This is a genomic window from Paenibacillus sp. OSY-SE, from assembly GCF_000283315.1.
Taxonomy (GTDB): Bacteria; Bacillota; Bacilli; order Paenibacillales; family Paenibacillaceae; genus Paenibacillus_B; species Paenibacillus_B profundus.
This window is the reverse complement of sequence record NZ_ALKF01000200.1, coordinates 108638-129356: the sequence shown is the minus strand read 5'-3', so window position 1 is coordinate 129356 and position 20719 is coordinate 108638. Positions and strand designations below refer to the sequence as shown.

Genomic DNA, 20719 nt, shown 5'->3' with positions numbered 1-20719 from the left:
GTAAAGAAATCATTTTGAGAGAAGGAGATGCGCTGGACGGTACCGCGTGATTCAGAAGCTATCCGCTGCAGGCATACTCAAAAAAGAAAAGAAAAAAATAATCGTTTTGGACTGGGACGGGCTAGACGATCTTTCAAATGGTCTGCGTTACGAATGAAAAAGTGCCGGCAAATATGCCAGCACTTAATCTTTAAATCAAATCTAAGAAGCGCTTTGAGCCAAATCGCCTTCCGGAGACATGATGTTGACAAAAAGCCTGTAAACACCAGCCTGATCAACCTTCATGAAGGTCATTCCGGTTTCCGCAGGTTTAATCTGAGCGCGGAATTCCATAACTCAACAGGCTGATCAGATATAGCATCTGATTTTTTTCTTTTCCGGTCAACTCTTCACCATAGCTGCACATTCATTGGCAAGCTTGGAGGTTGCCATCGAGACGATGTTGCCCAGTACGATAACAGTAACCTTGACATCCGGGATTCTTATTAGAGATGAAGTAAATCCATTGATTCCTCCATGATGGAAGATCATCTTGTGCCCGCTGCGTATTGCATAATCGCTGTTGCGGTAAATGGCTTCGTAATGGAACCGATGCGGAACTTCATCTCCGGCGTATTGGGCACCTCTAGCTCTATATTTGCCATCCCATAGCCGCACCGAAGCATGATCTCCCCCTCCTTCGCCACGAGGGCGGAACCGCCAAATTGCTTTTGTGCAACCGCCTGTTGTATGTGAGAATCCAGTGCTTGTCTCATTATGCTTCGCCACCTGAAATCGGAGTGATGCTCATATGCTCCAGAGATTGCGCCAACGCCTTCGCCATGCCGTTCAGCTCCTCTCCGATCTCTTCGATTCCCCGTAAGTTAGCAATCATGCCGAGCAAGATGACTCTGCGCGGCTGCACTTCCATCAGTTCCTTTTCTAAGATAGCGACGGAGTCCAATGCATCCTGCATCGACTTGGCAGGGAGTGTCAAGCGTGTAAGGTGCTCCCGTACTTGCTTGACGAGGACGAGTGGATGAATCGATTTGCTGTGCTCGCTGGAAGCTATAAGCTCCATGCGCGGCCACACCTCCTGACTGAGCAGCGGCTCAGGCCGTTCCTGAATTAATCCTTCAGCGGCGTAGTCCACCATCCGTACAATGTAGTCACTCAGCATTTCGATCGATAACGATACTTTCTCCAACAGCATGATGCTGTTGTATGTCGAAATCATACTGCTCAGAAGCAGTGCCATTTCGAGCGAGTAAGGAGCAATTGATTCGCCATAAATACTATTGATATTATCCGTGAACATCTGAAGATGTGCCGCGTTTGCCTTTTCGATGAACTGCTCAATGTCTTTATTGGAAAAGCTGGCGTTCTCCCTCATCTGCATCGTTAGGAACTCCGGATATTGTTGCGACAAGGTGAAAATCACTTCGATCTGTTTCACCAATCGTTCGCGCGGAGACAGGCTCTGCTCACGCATAACAAGTTGTAATTGGTCATTGATTAGCTTAAAGTAATATTTGAAAATGCTGAACAGCAATTCTTCCTTTGAAGTGTAATGCTGATATACGCTCCCTTTTGACATTTTGCAAAATTGGGCTACCTCCTGCATCGTAGTCTGGACGTACCCTTTCGTTGCAAACAGCTTCATGGCCGACAATAATATATGTTTCTTCTTCTCGGATAATATTTCTTCCACGTTGTCATACACCGCCCTTAGAACTTTTAAGTTCTTTCATTGACTAATAAGTACTAAATACTGTCATTACCGTAATCGATCTCTCATGAATTTGCAAGCTTCTTCGTTCGAAAAGCCAAAATGCAGTTGATTTTGGTTGTTTTCAGTGTGATCGTTGTCACAGAAATGACGGATTTGCAGCAATAATCTGCCAAGTCTGCTTGCTATAATGTGATGCGTACATAGCAACTGTCAAATCTAACCTGAAGCGGGGCGTGTTATGATGTGGAATTTGAACCGTCATAGTGATGTACCGCTCTATCGCCAAATCGTGGAGTGGATTGAACAACGAATCACATACGGCGAGTTGCCTCCAGACAGCATGTTACCTTCGGAAAGGAAGCTGGCCGAGCAATTGGATGTGAACCGCAGTACAGTTGTGCAAGCATACGATGAGTTGCGGGCAGCCGGTCTCATCGAGCGAGTCCGAGGCAGCGGAACGCGTGTCCGCTCGAACTCGTGGAACATCGATGCCAAGCGCACACCGAACTGGAGGGAGTATATTGATGGAGGAATGCTGCCGCCGAGTCCGCCGTTCATTCGTCGAATACGTGATGAACTGCGGCGCTCTGACGCGATTATCGACGTTGCCAGTGGAGAAATGGGTGCAGATATGCTGCCGCAGGAAGAGATTCGGGCGATCCTGCGCGACCATTCGTTCGATGATTATTTGGGTTACTGCGATCCATACGGCTACGGACCGCTGCGTGAGATTGTCGCCTCACACTTGAGTCGGTCTCGGGGCATTCAGGCAACCCCGTCTTCCGTTCTTATCACTTCCGGTTCCCAACAATCGTTATACTTAATCACGCAATGTCTCTTAAGTCCCGGTGACTCAATTGCCATTGAAGATCCTTCTTATTGCTATTCGCTGCCTATATTCCGTTCCGCCGGTCTGAAGGTGTTCGGTCTACCCGTAGATGATCACGGTGTCATTCCTGAGGCGATTGCAGATTTGGACCGCAAGCACCGATTGAAGATGATTTTTGTAAATCCGAATCATCACAATCCGACCGGAACGGTGCTCGAACATTCAAGACGCGTCACTTTGCTATCACTCGCGGAGCGGTTCGGCATTCCAATTGTGGAGGACGATGCTTTTGGACTGAACAGCTTCGGAACCCTTCCTCCGGCATCGTTGAAATCAATGGATGGGAGCGGAATTGTCATCTATATCGGCACGATGTCCAAGGTGGCCGCTTCCGGACTGCGCATCGGCTGGCTGGTTGCACCGCAGTCCATCGTAGATCGGCTATCTGATGCGAGACAGCAGATGGATTATGGACATAGCATTGTACCGCAGAAGATCGCAGCCCACTTCATCGATTCGGACTATTTCTGGAAGCATGTAGACAAAGTTCGGGACGTGCTGCAGCTGAAGCGGGATTTAATGGTGCGTGCGCTTCGTCGGGAACTGCCCGGAGCAGTTGACTTTCATCTTCCACAGGGCGGATTTCATCTCTGGATGAAGCTGAACAGCCCTGTCAGCGAGGCCAAACTGCGAGATGAAGCAATGAAGCGAGGAGTTGCCTTCGTTCCCGGCTGTGTATTTGGTTCCGCGACAGGCTATGCCCGCATGAATTTTGCTAGGCCGTATGCCGAGGATATCGAACGTGGCATTGCTAGATTTGCTTCGGCCCTCCGATCTTTGACGGAGCATCCATAAATAATATTACGACAAAGAACCGCCGTTACTATTTCGTAACGGCGGTTCTCATTGCGATATTAATTGAAGACGAGCGCCAAGAACAGCGCTAGACATATGAGGCCGGCTATTGTGTAGTAGACGGACAGCCGGACGAATATATTTTTCGTCTTCTGGTCGTACGTAGGGTTGCCTTCCCGGTTCTCTTTCGAATTGCCGACAACGATTGTGGCGATGACAGCAACGAGAATGACCGCGCAAGCAACGAGGATCAATACGGATGCATTCATACGATTCACCTAACATTTCATTATGATGAGCAAATCATTGCTTTAAGTATAACGGAATGTAATGAATCCGTGACCTGCCATTTTCCTCTTAGCCTGCCCATCCAATTGGACCGTATAATATATGCGGTTAGGTTAATCTCGCTCGCTATCGAATCCGACCTGAATCCGATATTTCAGCTCATCTATGTTATGCTCTAGCTGTTTCACAACGTCTTCGATAAATTTCTTGTCAATTTCCGGCCGCTTCTCTGCGGGAGGGTTGAATTCAACCTCCTCCACCTTTTTATGCTGGAGCGCTTCATAATTGGCACGTGCTTGATGCTGCACTTTTTCATATTGGTTCAATAAATCATTTATAATGACAAAAAATTGCCCGTAATCCTTAATTACTGTGTCCAAAAACGTATCCACTTCATCAGGATCATATCCACGGAATTTAGTTGCAAAATCCTTCTGATGAATCGTCAACGCATCCAACTCAACGTCCAGCTGTTTAAACAACTTCTTCTGTTCCTCAAATTGGCGTTCTATATTCTCTTCCATTATCCGTTCCTCCATTCCAACATGCACATACGCTAAATCACTACACACTCTAATTTATCACACTATCAGTCTTGTACACAGTTTTCAAGTGGTCTTACGTCGCAAATTCAATCCAGCAAGGACAGTTGTCCCCCGCATATATTCTTATATTACCGAATACGTTGTGTTATGCAACTTTATTATTTCATGTTTTTTCAAGACCATGGATATGACGAGAGGGGAAGCGAATCATGAGTGACAATCGCATTTCATCTGCCTTGTTCGAGCATCGGTTCTGGCTTCAAATCTTGGGTGACCATGCGCGGTTCATCTTCAATGCGCTATCACCCCGAGAAACGAAGGATATCCAGACGGCCCAATATTTCATTCGAAGCTTCGATACACTGCTGGAACAGTCAAAAAAACAGGCCGCAGAAGCAAGTCTCGACAATATTGCGAAGCAAGCTTATCCCCTTACTTTGCAACTGCGTTCCTTCAAGCTGGACTTGCAGCGAAAGCTGCTGCTGAGTCAAGTCGCGGTTCATCTGCCACCGACTTTTTTCAATCACATGGTGAATGAGCTCGATGAATATGTGCTTATTTTAAACGCTCTCCTGTCCGGCCATGCTGTTCCCCAATTCGATTCGCTTCATTACGATTTGGTATGGCTCTCAGATGCAGCGGGGCATGCAGCTGCCCTTGCGTCGGATTTGGATGCCGTCGAGAAACGGCTGATCGAGAAGAGCACAGAGTTCGAAAGGCACTTTAATGACTTTTATTTGAAGGCGGTGGAAATGGTCGGATACATGCGCACGCAGTTGAAATTATTTCCGGCGCTGCGGCGGTTCCATTCGGATGTGAACCTGGAAATCAAATTGTTCACGAAATTTCTGTTGGAGCTGGAGGAGATGGGATTGAACTCGGAAACACTTGATATCATCAGTCCACTCATCCCTGATCATATGGCACGGGAAGAGTGCTATTACTTAATTAAACTAGCCCAGTCCGGGGCCGTTCCGGACCCACTATGTGATCCGACAACACCCCGAGTGGGAAGCTGAATTGTATAAAATGAAGGCTTTGTTACATTATTGCTTCAACTATAATTTCATCTAAAAGGAATGGATCTATGAGTGCCTATCCACCCAATGGAATTAGAAAAAGCCTGGCATTAGCCAAGCTTTCTTATCTTCCATAAGATGTACTATTTTTCTTCAGCCTCTGTTGAGCGATTGGCTTCCTGATGTTGAGTATCTGCCATGTCAGAGGCAAATTCGGTGTCTTCATTGTTAACAACCGGCATTTTATTGAGCTTGGTCGACTGCACTTCCGCTTTTGTAGCTTTATCGTGAGAATTGTCCATTTTCAGATCGCTCCATTCATGTAAAGATGTCTAATTGAGTGTCAAGTTATAGTATGTATAACAAGGATTGTTATTATGCATCTCGTATGACGCCCGGTAACTGAAATGGTTATTACGCGTAGTGGCCCGAGAAAGAGCTCAGCTGCCAACAGTGAATTCAGCAATGTACTGTTTGCAAACGGGTTCGTAACCGAGCGATTCATATAGACGAACCGCGCCTTCATTATCCTCCATTACATTCAAATAAACATGCGGCGCAACCTCTCTCCCCTTGCGTGTCAGCTCCGCACATACCCTTTTGCCGAAGCCTTGCCTTCTCCATGAGACGTCCGTTCCAATATTCCCTAGCTCTACATAATCATCATTGTAAATATGATAGCCTCCTACCGCGATCAGATCCCGTTGTTCCAACACGCCATAGAACGGATGCCTCAGTTCTTCTCTCGTAAAGGCCATCGTCTGCAGTTCGGCCATTTTCGACTCAATCTGGTCAAAATGGGACGGTCCCAAAGGGACGACGTACTCGTCCTCTGGCGGCAACGCCTCCTGATGGACATGCTTCATTAGAAGCAGTTCTTTGGGCGGCTTGAGGAATTCGAGCTGTGAAGCGAGGAGCGCCATTTCCTCCTCATTAATAATAAAGTTACCTACCGTATGGTCCGGCAACTGCAGTTCCTGCTTCATGAACGATAACAATGGACGGATGCGAAATGAATCCTGCACGGGATATACGGAAAAGGCATCAAACGGAAGTCCCCTTAAATAAGCCAATGCTCCAAGAAAATCGCCTCGGTCTGTAAACTGCCCGTAGTGCACCGCATTCTGCTTGCGGGATGTTAGGTATGAATAGTATAGAAAATGCTGTTCCCTGTTTATTGAATTCAATAGTGCTTTCATCTCTGCTGGCGTTAATTTGCGTATCATGCTTCCGGTCCCCTTCGATGTCTGTTGTTGCTTCACTACATATGTAATCAATTAAAATATATAGTCTTCCGCTGCGTCAATGTCAATCAAATGAAAAGGTGGTGAGACAAAGGAGGAGTCGGCCAAGCCTCCTAGTGATTCGCCTTGATTGATTTCATCGTGACAAGACTTGTCTTGTCTCCTTTTGGAGTTGCGCGATCTCGACCTATCACATCTCCAGGTGGATATTCATTTTGAAGGGGGTCCGCTCGTCATCCATTGGATTTCATCCAATGATTGGGTGGTCAGAGACCTCAAACGGGCCATTTCATTGGAAATGGTACAGCAGAATCCATATAAACAGCTGGAGTGTGAGATAAAAGCGAGATTTGATTGGAAGTTTTCCAGCGAAATGTGATTATCCAGTTGAAATGAGCCATTTGACTGTACATTTTCCAGTCTGCACTATCTCTTCATGAAAAGAAGATTGGCGGATGAGCACTGTAATCTTGATTCGGAAGATTCAAGTTAAAATTATATATTTTATACAGAATCTCGTTATAGCGCAATATCTAATTTCATAAAAGAATTTGATTGCAATAAATCGTAAGTCACGAGAAAAGTTCAAGGCTAACGATAATATTAGACAAATTTTTATGTAATTCATCACTTTTCACCATAAATCTACTCATTCAACATTAGGACAAAATCCTCATGGATAAGGTCAGACAGTGTATTAAAATGATGACTATGAATCCATGGTAACATATGGAATCTAGTATTTTGCAAAGGAGGGTGCAGGGTTTACATATTATAGACCGTTGATAGAGCACAGCCTAAATATCCGAAGGGAGGCTACAGCTTGAGAACCCACACGATACGTAAAAAATTAGCCGGACTCATTAGCATCGCCATGGTTGCCGGGATGCTGTTCCCGGCCCCGTCAATGACCTACGCACAGGAGACTCCTCCTCTGGAGCAAGTGACGCCGAAGGTAAAATCCACGCTTTCGCCACAGCTCCCGATCCATTCTCTCTCCACACCTTCCTTGCTTCATTCCAAGGCCGACATTTTTGTCACGCAATCCGACAGCGATGAACCCGTGACGGTGATCGTTGAATTGGAAACGGACCCCGTAGCCTTGCATGAGGCAAATGCAAAAAACAGCATTGTGCCGTTCTCTGGCAATCACGAGAAAAAAATCCGTTTGGAACATACCGCCTTTAAAATGCAAGCCATTAGAAACCTGAACGTTGAATTCAACCACGAATACACGATAGCATTCAATGGATATTCGGTGCGCATTCCCGCAAATGAAGTAGAGCGGTTGGCAGAAATCCCCGGTGTCAAAGCCATCTATCCGAACTTGGAATACACGGCGCTTCCAATCAGCGATGAACTGCCGTTCGGACCGCTCATGGATGACAGTGCGCCGCATATTGGCGCAAACAAGCTCTGGGATATCGGCGTTACGGGCCAAGGAATTAAAGTCGGTGTGCTGGATACAGGCATCGATATGAATCATCCGAGCTTGAAAGGTGCGTATATAGAAGGCTGGGATTTCGTCGACAACGACCCCACTCCGATGGAAACCTTGCCGGATTCGACGAAGCTGCCTTTGGAGGACGGGACGGAATACCACACTACGCATGGCACGCACGTATCCGGAACGATCGCCGGACGCGGCAATCCGAATGACCCGAACAGTCCAACCGGCTGGGTCAAGGGTGTTGCTCCCGGCGCGGACTTGTACGTGTACCGCGTGCTCGGGCCGTACGGCAAAGGCTCGACCGAGAACATTACGGCAGCGATAGATACAGCAGTAGGGAAAAATTTGGATGTCATCAATCTGTCGCTTGGCGGAAACTTCAACAATGCGTACACGGCCGATTCGGTCGCGGTCAACAACGCGGTGGCCTCCGGCGTGACCGTCGTCTTGGCGAATGGCAACGCAGGTCCGAAGACCGGCACCGTCGGCAGTCCCGGAGGAGCGCATCTTCCGATATCCGTCGGCGCGTCCACGCCTCCAACGATTACCCCTGTGTTCGATGCTCCTGGGTTGCAACGGGTCTATGCACATTTGGCCGAGCACGCCAAAGAAATAACCGAACAAGGCAAATCGTTCGATATGGTATATGCCAATTACGGAAAACCAGAGGACTATAAGGGCAAAGACGTTGCCGGCAAGCTAGTGCTTGTTTCGCGCGGCGGTACCATTCTTGTCGGAGACGAAGAGGTTGGCCTGTCTTTCGGAGACAAAGCGGTCAACGCGGCGAAGGCCGGCGCAGCCGCACTCATTATTTTCAACAATGTAGATGGGGAACTCAAGGCGACACTCGGAGACCTCGACGAGTATATCCCTACCTACTCACTCTCTAAAGCTGCCGGCTTAACGCTCAAGGGCAATATTGAACGCGGAGTAACTACTGTCGCTTTCTCTACGATTGAAGAGCAGGATCTGTTGGCTGACTTTAGCTCCCGCGGCCCTGTTTACCCCGATTATACAATAAAACCAGACATCTCCGCTCCGGGGGTCGCCATCCGCTCTTCCGTTCCGGCTTGGGACGGCAACTATAAAAATGCTTACAAAGATTCGCAAGGCACCAGCATGGCCGCTCCTCATATCGCAGGCGCCGCCGCCTTGCTGCTCGAGAAATATCATCATCGAATTAGAACGAACGAACTCAAGTCGCTGATGATGAATAATGCCGTGCCAATGTATGATCGCGATAAAGCTCCCTATTTGATAATGGAGCAGGGCGCAGGCCGGGTTGACTTGAACAACATCCTCTCTGCAAAATCGATTGCAATGGCCAAGGCAACAACAACAGCCACAGAAAATAAGCAAGAGTCCGAGTACGAAACGGGAAGCGTATCTTTCGGCTTGGTCGGAGCAGACAACCAATATTCTAAGAGCATTAAAGTTAAGGATATCGCTAACGAAGATCAAACTTACAGCATCTCCATCCTATGGAGTGGAACCGATAAAGGAATTGAACTAAGTGCCGACACCGACACTATCTCAGTGTCTCCGAACGGAGAAAACACGTTTGACGTTAACGCGATGGTGCCGGCAGATGTTCCCGATGGACGCTATGAAGGCTTCATCATCTTAACGGAGGCGCAAGGACATGTGCTTCGGCTTCCAGTCAGCCTGTATGTCGGGGATAAATATGAAATCGATACGATTACAAATATTACGCCTAATCCAAAGTTCTTCTCTCCGAATGGAGAATCCACCCAAAAAACGACTAAAATGACCTTTGCCGTGACGAGGTCAATCGAAGATTTCACGATTTCGGTAACCGACAGCGTATATGGCCATCACATGGGAGACGTTTATGTCAGCAAGAATTACGGTAACATACACGATCCAGATATATATGGCATTCAGAATTGGAATGGAACCGTAAAAAAAGACGGCCAATCCGTCACGCTGCCGGACGGAAAATATGATCTTGTTCCTGTCATTGGAGGGAACGAGCTGGAAAAACAGAAATCATGGTTCATCATCGATCGGCAAGCGCCTGAGTCCGTAATGGATGAGGATCCTGTTCGAATCGATGAGGTAAATCCAGGGCAGGGCATTATATCGGGGAAAGTGACGAAGGATTTGCTAATTGATTTGCTCCCTAATGAGCCTATAGGCAACAATATTTTTGTAGCGGCAATTCATCAAAGCAGTGGGCAGCAGAAACACGGCACCGTTAATAATGACGGGACGTTTACGATTTCCATGCCTTTGAATCCGGGCATGAACAACTTGGATATTTATGTTTATGACGCAGCCTTAAACGGGGTGCTTGCCCCTGCACACCACGTCGTGTTTGACAACAAGGATAAGGTGTACGCCGGAAGCGACAAATCAGAAGTGCTGACAGGAGAACCGTTTGATGTCAAGGTCAACTTCTCCGTTCCAGAAGCTGTCTACTCGGCTTCGTTCAGCCTGACCTATGACCGCAATCTGACTCTATCAAAAATAGAGCCAAGCGTTGTGTTGGCTACTTATCAGCAAGTGCACCATCCTGATGTGCCGCTAATCATCCAGCAAGAAACAAGCGACTTGGATAATGGCATGAAGAAATTGGATTACACCGTCAGTCTGACCGGCGGCGCTTATGAGGGAGCCGGGGATATTGCAACCTTTACCTTCTCGGGCACTCAGGAAGGAACCTACACCTTTAAGCTTGGGAACACGAAGCTGCACAACGAGAAGAACGGGCTTATCCCGATAGGCGCAGTCCTTTCTCCAACCATTAAGATAGTGAAACCGACCGTTCCGAATCCGAAGCCTGATACCGCCCCTTCAACGTCTTCTTCGGGAAGCACTGCCTTCACTGCCGCAGTTCCAGCAGTGGGCAGCAAACTGAAGGCGGGAACGTTGACCGAAACGAAGAAGGGCGATACGGTGAACGCGGTTCTCAAGATCGATGCCGCAGCATTGAAAGCACAACTGCAGGACAAGGACGCCAAGCAAGCGCGACTCGATCTCAGCGATGTGCAGATGAAGAAATTCGGTGAAGTGAGCCTCACGATCGAGAAGTCTGCTGCTCAAGCGCTGCTCGATTCCGGCAAAGACTTGCTGCTGACCGCAGCTGATTTTGACATCGCCATTCCGAACAAGGCCATTACCGGACTTATCGGAAACCACGGATTCGAGTTAGTCCTATCCTTGTCCGAACATAAGGAAAAAGGGTTCAGCAAGGATCAGGGCAAGACAACCTTTACAGCTCCAAAGCTGACCATTCATGGGCCTAAGGAAATGAAAGATACCGCATTGGAGATTACTTTGAAGCTCGACACCGCAGCATTGCAGGATATTCGCAAGGCCGCCGCATACGCCCAAGATGCGCAAGACGCTTGGCAATATGAGCAGGCCGGGACGAAAGCAAAAGATGAGAAGGCCGTTACCTTCAAAGTAACGCAATTCGGCACGTATACGATTGCAGAGCACGCAAAATCGTTCAACGATATTACCGCCCATTGGGCCAAGGACGAGATTGAAGTCATCGCGGCGCACGAGCTGCTGCGCGGCAAAGACGGCATGGATACGTTCAAGCCGAACGATATTGTAACGCAGGCGGAATTCGCTACCTTGCTCGATCGTTTGACGGACACCGGCAAGACATGGGAAGACCGGATTAAAGAACCGGGCGCCCGCGATCCGTTAACTCGCGAGAACATGGTCGTAATGCTAGTCCAAGCGCTGCAGGCGGACCTGTCGAAGTTCGGCGCGTCACTCGGCTTCAAAGATGAAGCGCTCATCTCGAAGGACGCCAAAGCGGCTGTCGTCTTCGCCGTAAGCAAAGGCTTGATTAAAGGAACCACCGGCAACAAGTTCGAGCCAGCGGGCACGTCTACGCGGGCGCAAGCGGCACTCGTTCTATACCGCGTCATGAATCTAAAATAAGATCGGCTTAACACAAGAAGCAGATCTCCAGGCGTTATCGCCCGAGGAGACCTGCTTCTTCTTGTGCTCTTTCCCGCAACGAGTGCGTAATGATTTCATCCAGCAACTGGCTGTAAGAAATGCCCGCAGCTTGGGCGCTCTTCGGCAGCAAGCTGTTCTTCGTCAATCCCGGCAGTGTGTTCACTTCCAGCACATAGGGAATCCCATCTTTGATCATCATATCGATACGGGCATATACGCTGCACTTCATCGCTTTATAAATTCGGAGGGCTGCTTCACGAACCTGATTATCGTATGACTCAGGCAGTTCGACGACTTCCTCTGCCGCCCCGCCGTCATCATACTTGGACGAATAATCGAAGAAATGCGCATTGGCCCGGATAGACACGATCGGCAGCATCGTTCCGTTCAGTACGGCACACGTAATTTCGTCGCCGCCAATATATTGCTCCAGCAGCACTTCCCGATCCCACTGCAGCGCATCCGCCACCGCTTGACGCAGACTATCCGCACGTTCGACAATCTGAACGCCGATGCTGGATCCGCCCGTATTCGGCTTCACGACGACCGGGTAGCCGAGCCGGTTGCCGACTTCCGCGGTGTTCAGCTCATCAAGCGACGTAATCAGCATCCAGTCCGGCGTCGCAATACCCTCGAAGCGGATGATTTTCTTCGACAACTCCTTATCCATGCACAAGCTGCTGGCTAAGACGCCCCCGCCAGTATAAGGAATGCCGAGCGTCTCCAGCGTCCCTTGGACCGTTCCATCCTCGCCGTATTTGCCGTGCAGCGCCAGCACGGCGATATCGACCGCCTTGACTTTTTCGACCAGCTCTTCTTTCGAGTTCAGTTGTATCGGTACAGCTTCGTATTTCTCACCCAGATGAGCCATGATTTCCTTCCCTGTCATAAGCGACACTTGCCGTTCAGATGAGATTCCTCCCATGATAACGCCGACTTTCATTGCTTTCATCAAAAACCCTCCCGCATATGCTGCCTTACCGTCTCGCCTATCGTTGCAATGCCCTTTTCTAACTCTTCCTCAGATACACGCGAGAAGCCGAGTCTGAACGTATTGGAACCAAAACCATCAGTATGAAAAATATCCCCTGGCGTGAAAACCACGCCCCGACGCACACACGCATCGAGCACATCGCGCGCCGACAAGGAATCATTCAATTCAATAAATAGATGCAATCCTCCGTCGCCGCTCAACCTTGTATATGGAATGTGCTCCTTGCACCATTGAACGGCCAGTTCGTACTTGCGCTTGTATGCATTTCTGGCTCGCTTGATGTACTTCTCGAAATTCCCGTTGTGCAGGTACTGATACAGCACCGCTTGATCCAATGTAGATGTATGAATGCTCCGCGCCCGCTTCATGCTTTCCAAATAATCGATGAGCTCCCGATCCGCCAGTACCCAGCCTACGCGTATACCCGGGAATAGGACCTTCGAATAGCTGCCGATATAGACGACGTTGTTGCCGCTGCCGCCGCAGGCAATGAGCGGCGCGACGTGCGAACCAGAATAACGCAGCTCCTCATTGAAGCCGTCCTCAATGATCGGGATGCGATATTCCCCGAATAGACGCAGCGCTTCCATCCGCTTCTCAGGGGACATGACAATGCCTGTCGGGTTGTGGTAAGACGGAATAAGATAAGCCAGGTCGAATGCATGCTTCGCCAAAGCTTGTTCCAGTTCCCCTAACCGGACGCCGTCATCTTCCATGCTAATACCCTCGATATCCATTTCGTGCATCTTGAACAGCTTGATGGCGGTATTATGGGTCGGATTCTCACAGAGAACTCGCCGATGGGTCTTACGCATGGCGGACAAGACGAGGTCGAATCCTTCTGTAAACCCGTTCGTCACAAGAAGATCTTTTCCGGCCAAATCCACGCCCTTCGTCTCCATATACCGCAGCAAATAATCGATTAACGGCTTATAGCCTTTCGCATAACCATAGTTCAATAAAATCTCGCCCTCAAGCGACATCCGATCCAGAAATGCTCGCTTCACATTGTGCAGGTCGAACAGCTTCTCATCCGGAGCAATGCTCGTGAAGGAAATCATCCCCTTCTCCCAACGGACACCGTGCTTCATGAGATCTAGCTTCTCGGCCGTACGGGCGCAGTCTCCGATCATTTCCTTCCATTCCAACCGCGCGCTGTCTGCAGCAGGCACGACCTCTTGCGATACATAGCTGCCTTTGCCGGCGACGGAATGGACGAGTCCTTCGTCCTCCAGCTCCCGATACGCCGTAATCACCGTATTGCGGCTCAGCTTCCACAGCGCGGCGAACTCGCGGGTCGATGGGAGCTTCTGATCGGAGCGCAAAATTCCTTTATATATCAATTCCTTTATATAGTCCTTAACCTGAACGTAAGCAGGGCGCCCATCCATGAGCTTGAAATCGTTGAACATTCACTCATCCCCTCACGACTATATTGGCACATTTCAGCTCATAAAAAAAGAACCGCGTCATGCCTTTTTCAGGCAAATCGCGGTTCCTGCGTATATTAATGAGGTGATTAGGCCATACTATGCGCTTCTTGCAGCACAAGCACATGTCCTTTGGTGCCGTCCAATCGAATCAACGCGCCGTCTCGGATGAGCGTCGTCGCATGCTCGATCCCGACGACGGCAGGCATGCCGTACTCGCGGGCGATGACCGCGCCATGCGTCATCATGCCACCGATCTCTGTGACGAGCCCCTTCGCTTGCTGGAACAGCGGTGTCCAGCCTGGATCAGTAAACGGCGCTACCAGAATCTCGCCTTCCTTAAGCGCAGCCGTGCTCGGATCGAGCACGACTCTAGCTCTGCCCTCGACGATGCCGGGAGAGACCGGAATTCCAATTAAGGAGCCTTCCGGAGCATCGCCGCCGTCCAGTCTACCCTCGATAATCTCCCCTTCGCTCGTTATAACTCGCGGCGGCTGCAGCCGCTGATAGTGCTTAAAGCTATCCTTGCGGGCAGCGATCAGCAACTGAACGTCTTGTTCGAATGTGCCGGTTATGACATCTTTCATTTCAGGCAAGGTTAAGAAAAAAATATCGTTCCGTTCGCGAAGAACGCCCCGTGCCGCCAAATCATCGCCTAACTCTATCACCGCTCGTCTATAGAGCTCAAAATGACGAACCAGCACGAATTTGTGATGCTCCCGCAAGCCCATGAAGCTGCGGTAGACGGTAATCAGCCGGGACACGATCCGCTCCTTGAACGCTCCATCTTCCATGCTGCGGACTTGCGATAGAATACGTCTGGCTGCCGCATCGGCTTCCAGTTCCCCTTGCCGGAAGCGCTCGCGGTGCTCTCCGTGCTTGACGCTGTCCAGATGACCCACGATCGATGAGATAAGCATATAAGGCCGTTCCGACCAACGCGTTCTGACGATGTCGATCTCGCCCGGGCAACGGGCGCCGTATCGTTCCAGCCACTGTTCGAAAGCCGCTTTGAATTCCGGGCCTCCGGCAACGGCGTCCAGCCCCTCCATAAATCCTTCCTCAGCCGCGTTCCTCAAATATGCCGCCAGATCCGGGCAGACGCGGACCCTATCCGCCAAGTCCCCCAGTTCCAGCCCCATCTCGCTCGTAACATTGAATGGCAGTGATTTGTTCAGCGTGATGAGCTCGCCACCATCGAATGTCCACCATTTCGCAAGCAGTTCGAGCAGATGCTGCGCGACCACGGACGCCATCATATAGTGAAAGTCATCGCGCATCAAACTCTCAATTAAAGACTGGCAATTTTGCTGAATAAACGTAATTTTTTCGGCTCCGCCGCATTCGTTCAAACGCTGCCGGCACATCTCCACGCGGCGCTCCGCATTTCCCTCGACCTCCGCGTAAGCCGCCTGGCCATCCCCCTCCAACATGTCCTTCAGCACTTGCGTCGCAAGCGGGGGAATGATCTCCGCCATTGGATCCGCATCCGGGACAGGCCCTTCCTTAATTGGGAAGCGGTCCAGGATTTGTCTCGCCGCACTGCCTATCAAGGCGTCCATCTTGTCGATTATCCTCAGCATCACCTTGCGGGCCAAGTTGGATTGCAGTGAATTCGTAATATCGACGAACAGTCTCCCTCCCGCTTCTACCAATGATTCCACGCGTTCGTCCCCGACTGAAGCACGTTCAGTCGGTATCTTCCAGACCGAAATGCCAGCAGGTGACATCACATCCGTCATCATCTGCAAGTGGCCGAACGAGAAATAAACATGCAGCCCGTCGTCCGGCGCGTTAGGTATCGGAAAGATTGAAGTTATCGGCCTGGCCTGAACGATGAAGAATTGTCCGCCGGACAGGCACCATTCAATATCTTGCTCCGATCCATAATGAGCTTGAATCTGCTCTCCCAGTCGGGCCAGCTCCACAATCTCTTCGTCGGACAGCGCCTGCTGCTTCTGCTTCTGTTCGGGAAGCCGTTCGATAACCGTTCCTCCCTCGGCTAGCGGAAACACAGCCTCCTTCTTGCACGATACCTGTCTCTTGACGATGACGCCTTGTCTGACTTGATACAAGTCGGGATTGACCAGACCCGATACGAGCGCTTCACCCAGCCCGAAGCTCGCATCAATGGAGATCATGCTGCGGTTGCCTGTAATCGGATCGGCCGTGAACATCACCCCTGACACGTCAGGCACGATTAAGTGCTGGATGATGACGGCAAGCCGGACAGAACGATGATCAAATCCGTTCTTCATGCGGTATGCAAGGGCTCGTTCGGAGAATAGAGATGACCAGCATCGCCGAATGGCATCGAACAGCTGCCGTTCCCCTTTTACATTCAGGAAAGTATCCTGCTGCCCGGCAAAGGAGGCTGTCGGCAAATCCTCTGCCGTCGCACTGGAACGAACGGCATACACGTTATGGTCGCCCAATTCTCTCCATGCGCCTAAAATGTCTTCGATCAAGTCACTCGGAATAGCCAGACCGATGATGTGCTGCTGCATCCGTCGGCTTACGCGCCGTATCTCCTCCATATCCTGAACGTTCAAGCGGTCGAGCTCTTCATAGAAGGTATCCATCCGAGCCGATTGTCCCACTACCGCGTCATAGGCGGAAGTAGCAACGCAGAATCCAGGCGGAACGGAAAATCCTGCTTGCAGCAGTTCTCCCAGATTGGAACCTTTTCCCCCTACGATTTGCAAATGGGACTGATTCACTTTCTCCAAATACATGACATAAGACAACAACGGCTTCAACTCCTTAGCAATAGGTTAAAATAGCCACAAATACTAGTTAATGAATGTATTGTTGATAATCATCCAATTGGATGTTTATAATTTTACCAAGAGCTGTTATTTGTTCAATACGCAGTTTGCTGTCTTCTGTTCATTACCGCACAAAGCGAGCCGAATTGTTGATTAAATGTAAATTATTCGTAAATAAGAAGGTGATGCTCAATGTCCAATACGGCGGATCGGCGGGTCAAAAGAACGAAAAGGAAAATAAAACTCGCGCTTATCGAATTGATGAACGAAAAAGAGTTCGGGGCAATTACGGTGCAGGACATTGCCGAACGAGCGGACATTAACCGGGGGACATTCTATTTGCACTATCAAGACAAATACGATTTATTCGAACGAAGCGTAGATGACATGCTGGAAGAGCTCGCCAAAACGGTTGGGCCAACCGAAAATGAACGGGGGAATATTGCCCGTACCTACCCGGAACAGCAAGTTATCAGGTTGTTTTCCCATTTTCAGCATCATAGCGATTTTTACAAAACCATGTTCGGGGACAACGCCAGAACGTATTTTCAGAACCGCTTCATGGACATGTTATTCAAGCAATTCAGCCAAGCCTTTGAAGAGTTGAAGCTGACGCCTCGCGCCATGAACGGTATTAACAAAGAGATTGTGACCCACTACGTTCTGTTCGCCCATCTGGGAGTATTGGTAAACTGGCTGGAGCAAGATACCCCCCATTCTCCCGAATATATGGCGAAACAATTGGAATCGATTTATGAATACGCATATCAATTTACGCGCCCGGAGGAAGAGCGCTTGACTCGCGCCAATCGGCATGGTACCGATTCAAGATAGCAACGGGCCGCTAACTGTAGTAAACTATCCTTGCAACTTGTCTCATAGACTATAGACGATGGAGTGACTGCATGTGACTACAATACCATTACAACGCAGCGGCTATCCGGTCAGCCGCCTCGTACTCGGCTGCATGGGGCTGGGCGGGGACTGGAATAGCGAGCCATTTGCCGCCGATCATGTAAAGCAAGCCCACGAAGCCGTGGAGGCTGCTCTTGATAGCGGCATCAATATGTTTGACCATGCCAACATTTATACGCGGGGCAAAGCGGAGCAGGTATTTGGGCAAGTACTCAAGGAACAGCCCGAATTGCGAGAACGCATCTTCATCCAATCCAAGTGCGGCATCCGCTTCGCCGAAGGGGACGTGCCGGGTCGATATGACTTCTCCGAACAACATATTATTACTAGCGCAGAGGGCATCCTGTCACGCTTGGGCATAGATTACATCGACTTCCTGCTTCTCCACCGGCCAGACCCGCTGATGGATCCAGACGAAGTCGCAAGCGCCATTCACCAATTGAAAGCATCCGGCAAGGTCCGCGCTTTCGGGGTGTCGAATATGAGCGCCGGCCAGATTCGTCTCCTGCAAGCATCCTGCAACGAGCCGTTCATTATCAATCAACTGGAGATGAGCCTTGCCAAGATTGGCTGGCTTGACACTGGCGTGCATGTGAATCAGGCTGCGGCCACTGCCGATATTTTCCCGGAAGGAACCATGGAGTTCTGCCGCTTGGAGAACATTCAGCTCCAAGCATGGGGACCGCTTGCGCAAGGAATATTCTCTGGCCGTTCCATTGACGATCAGCCTGAATCCATTCAAGCGACAGCGAAGCTGGTGCAGCACATGGCCGAAGAGAAAAGCACGACACCGGAAGCCATCATCCTTGCCTGGTTGATGAAGCACCCTGCCGGTATTCAGCCTGTCATCGGAACAGTTAACCCAGCCCGTATTCGGGCTTGCGGGGACGCAGTCAATGTGACGCTGTCCCGCGAAGAATGGTTCCGCCTCTATGTCAGTTCAAGAGGACGGGCGCTTCCATAACCCTCAGTATTACAAAAACGGGAGCGGTCGCCTGATAAGGCGATCATTCCCGTTTTTTTGATGTTCACGCTCAATCATGAACCAGATGTTATATCCCTAAAGAAATATATTTAATTTCTAAATATTCATCGATCCCGAAGTGGCTGCCTTCCCTGCCCAAACCACTCTCCTTCAAGCCTCCGAACGGAGCCTGGGCGGCCGACGGAGCTCCATCATTCACGCCGATGATGCCGTATTCCAAGCTTTCCGCAATCGTTACCGCCTCCCGAATGTTCTCGGTGTACACATATGCCGCGAGACCGTACGGCGATTCGTTCGCACGCTGTACTGCTTCCTCCACCGATTGGAACACCGCTACCGGAGCAAGCGGGCCGAATGTCTCCTCCTGCATGCACAGCATTTCATCCGTTGCATCCGCTATGACCGTTGGCTCGATGAAGAACCCGCGATCGTTCACATTCGGCTGACCGCCTGTGAGAATACGTCCACCTTTGGCAACCGCATCCTCGATATGAGCGATTACTTTGTCCACCGCGCGGCCATTGATGAGCGGGCCGATATCCGTCGTTCCCAGCATGCCGTCCCCGACCAGTAAGCGAGCCGCTCTATCGGCAAGCTTGCGGGTAAATTCATCGGCAACAGGAGCGGCAACATAAATCCGGTTCGTGCATACGCACGTTTGGCCCGCATTACGGAATTTGGATGCAATTGCTCCCTCCACCGCCATATCGAGATCCGCGTGCTCCGTAACGATAAACGGAGCATGACCGCCCAGCTCAAGCGAAATCTTCTTCACCGTATCCGCCGCGCCCCGCATCAATTGCTTGCCTACATGCGTAGAGCCGGTGAACGACAGCTTGCGAACGCGCGCATCTCGCTGCCACTCGGCTGCGATAGCTGCAGGCTCCCCCGTGACCACATTCAAGACGCCGCGCGGAATGCCGGCTTCATCAGCCAATTCGGCGAGCTTGAGAGCCGTGAACGGCGTCTCCTCCGATGGCTTGATGACAACGGTGCATCCGGCCGCAAGGGCAGGCGCTGCTTTACGGGTAATCATCGCCGCCGGGAAGTTCCATGGCGTAATCGCCGCGACGACGCCGACCGGCTGCTTCAGTACGACCATCCGCTTATGCGGAGATGAGGCGGGAATCGTCTCGCCATAAATGCGTTTCGCTTCCTCCGCATACCACTCGATATATTGATTGGCGTACCGAATCTCTCCAATCGCTTCCTGCAGCGGCTTTCCCTGCTCCATCGTCATGATGCGCGCCAATTCGTCCGTATGCGCTTCAATGAGTTGGTGCCACTTTTTCAATAACTTGCTGCGTTCTTCTGCTGTCGTCTTGGACCAGGTCCGAAAAGCTTCATAGGCCGCGTCAGCCGCCAGCTTCGCCTGCTCGCCGCCCCCGAACGGGACCGTTCCGACAACTTCCCTCGTCGCTGGATTGATGACCTCTATTGTCTTATCCGCATCTGCCCATTGACCGTTTATATACATGCCATATTTCAACATAAGTTATTCCCCCAAATATCTGTCATTGCATCGTCAAAGTTGATTGATCCTTTACTATAGACTACCATAAAAAGGTTCACTAGAGTTATACCCTTACCCTTTATGGTTGCAACTGGAAAATTCATCTTTGGAGAGAATAAAATTGCGGTTCAACACGTCAAGGCTGAGCAGGTTCCATCATTTCCGGGTAAGAGGCCATTAATTCGATGTCATCGTCCGTTAGCGCGTACGGAAACATGCTCATGCAGATGA

At 50.1% G+C, this 20719-nt stretch carries 15 protein-coding genes; 5 read left to right on the top strand and 10 right to left on the bottom strand.

Translation table 11 applies throughout. The features are described 5' to 3' along the window. Positions 1-527: 527 nt before the first annotated feature. Entirely contained in the window at positions 528-755 is a 228-nt protein-coding gene (locus A372_RS0126580) for a serine hydrolase (protein WP_019423968.1), read from the bottom strand. Beyond that, complete coding sequence (locus tag A372_RS0126575) at positions 755-1690, bottom strand: TetR/AcrR family transcriptional regulator (RefSeq protein ID WP_019423967.1); 936 nt, start codon at positions 1688-1690, stop codon at positions 755-757. The genes A372_RS0126580 and A372_RS0126575 overlap by 1 nt, the downstream gene beginning before the upstream one ends. A 259-nt stretch (positions 1691-1949) precedes the next feature. Here A372_RS0126575 and pdxR point away from each other — a divergent pair, with 259 nt between their 5' ends. Beyond that, positions 1950-3395 carry a MocR-like pyridoxine biosynthesis transcription factor PdxR gene (gene pdxR / locus A372_RS0126570; protein WP_019423966.1) on the top strand — a complete coding sequence of 482 codons (1446 nt, stop codon included), beginning with the start codon at positions 1950-1952 and terminating at the stop codon, positions 3393-3395. Positions 3396-3454: 59 nt separating this feature from the next. Here pdxR and A372_RS0126565 read toward each other — a convergent pair whose 3' ends face one another. Continuing rightward, entirely contained in the window at positions 3455-3664 is a 210-nt protein-coding gene (locus A372_RS0126565; protein ID WP_019423965.1) for a hypothetical protein, read from the bottom strand. Between the two features lie 132 nt (positions 3665-3796). Then, on the bottom strand, positions 3797-4207 hold the full coding sequence (locus A372_RS0126560) for a DivIVA domain-containing protein (protein WP_019423964.1): 411 nt from the start codon (positions 4205-4207) through the stop codon (positions 3797-3799). A 230-nt stretch (positions 4208-4437) separates the two neighbouring features. Between A372_RS0126560 and A372_RS0126555 the strand changes: the two genes are divergently transcribed. Further along, on the top strand, positions 4438-5247 hold the full coding sequence (locus A372_RS0126555; RefSeq protein ID WP_019423963.1) for a DUF2935 domain-containing protein: 810 nt from the start codon (positions 4438-4440) through the stop codon (positions 5245-5247). Positions 5248-5390: 143 nt separating this feature from the next. On the opposite strand, the gene A372_RS38040 is transcribed toward A372_RS0126555, so the two are convergent. Together A372_RS38040 and A372_RS0126545 are read right to left on the bottom strand one after the other, a co-directional pair. Beyond that, on the bottom strand, positions 5391-5549 hold the full coding sequence (locus tag A372_RS38040; RefSeq protein WP_019423962.1) for a hypothetical protein: 159 nt from the start codon (positions 5547-5549) through the stop codon (positions 5391-5393). A gap of 138 nt (positions 5550-5687) precedes the next feature. Then, entirely contained in the window at positions 5688-6473 is a 786-nt protein-coding gene (locus tag A372_RS0126545) for a GNAT family N-acetyltransferase (RefSeq protein ID WP_019423961.1), read from the bottom strand. Positions 6474-7314: 841 nt separating this feature from the next. On the opposite strand from A372_RS0126545, the gene A372_RS0126535 reads away from it, so the two are divergent. Next, entirely contained in the window at positions 7315-11862 is a 4548-nt protein-coding gene (locus tag A372_RS0126535; RefSeq protein WP_019423959.1) for a S8 family serine peptidase, read from the top strand. 34 nt (positions 11863-11896) lie between these two features. Here A372_RS0126535 and A372_RS0126530 read toward each other — a convergent pair whose 3' ends face one another. The 3 genes from A372_RS0126530 to A372_RS0126520 form a co-directional block, all read right to left on the bottom strand. Beyond that, positions 11897-12826, bottom strand: a complete 930-nt coding sequence (locus A372_RS0126530) for a D-alanine--D-alanine ligase (protein ID WP_026011311.1) — start codon at positions 12824-12826, stop codon at positions 11897-11899. 8 nt (positions 12827-12834) lie between these two features. Next, positions 12835-14289 (bottom strand): aminotransferase-like domain-containing protein, encoded by a 1455-nt coding sequence (locus A372_RS0126525; RefSeq protein WP_019423957.1) that lies wholly within the window; start codon positions 14287-14289, stop codon positions 12835-12837. Positions 14290-14396: 107 nt separating this feature from the next. Next, positions 14397-17054, bottom strand: a complete 2658-nt coding sequence (locus tag A372_RS0126520; protein WP_237728614.1) for a phosphoenolpyruvate synthase — start codon at positions 17052-17054, stop codon at positions 14397-14399. Positions 17055-17267: 213 nt separating this feature from the next. On the opposite strand from A372_RS0126520, the gene A372_RS0126515 reads away from it, so the two are divergent. After that, on the top strand, positions 17268-17909 hold the full coding sequence (locus A372_RS0126515; protein WP_019423955.1) for a TetR/AcrR family transcriptional regulator: 642 nt from the start codon (positions 17268-17270) through the stop codon (positions 17907-17909). Positions 17910-17982: 73 nt separating this feature from the next. Then, on the top strand, positions 17983-18954 hold the full coding sequence (locus tag A372_RS0126510; protein WP_019423954.1) for an aldo/keto reductase: 972 nt from the start codon (positions 17983-17985) through the stop codon (positions 18952-18954). 88 nt (positions 18955-19042) lie between these two features. Here A372_RS0126510 and A372_RS0126505 read toward each other — a convergent pair whose 3' ends face one another. After that, on the bottom strand, positions 19043-20467 hold the full coding sequence (locus A372_RS0126505; protein ID WP_019423953.1) for an NAD-dependent succinate-semialdehyde dehydrogenase: 1425 nt from the start codon (positions 20465-20467) through the stop codon (positions 19043-19045). Between the last annotated feature and the right edge of the window lie 252 nt (positions 20468-20719).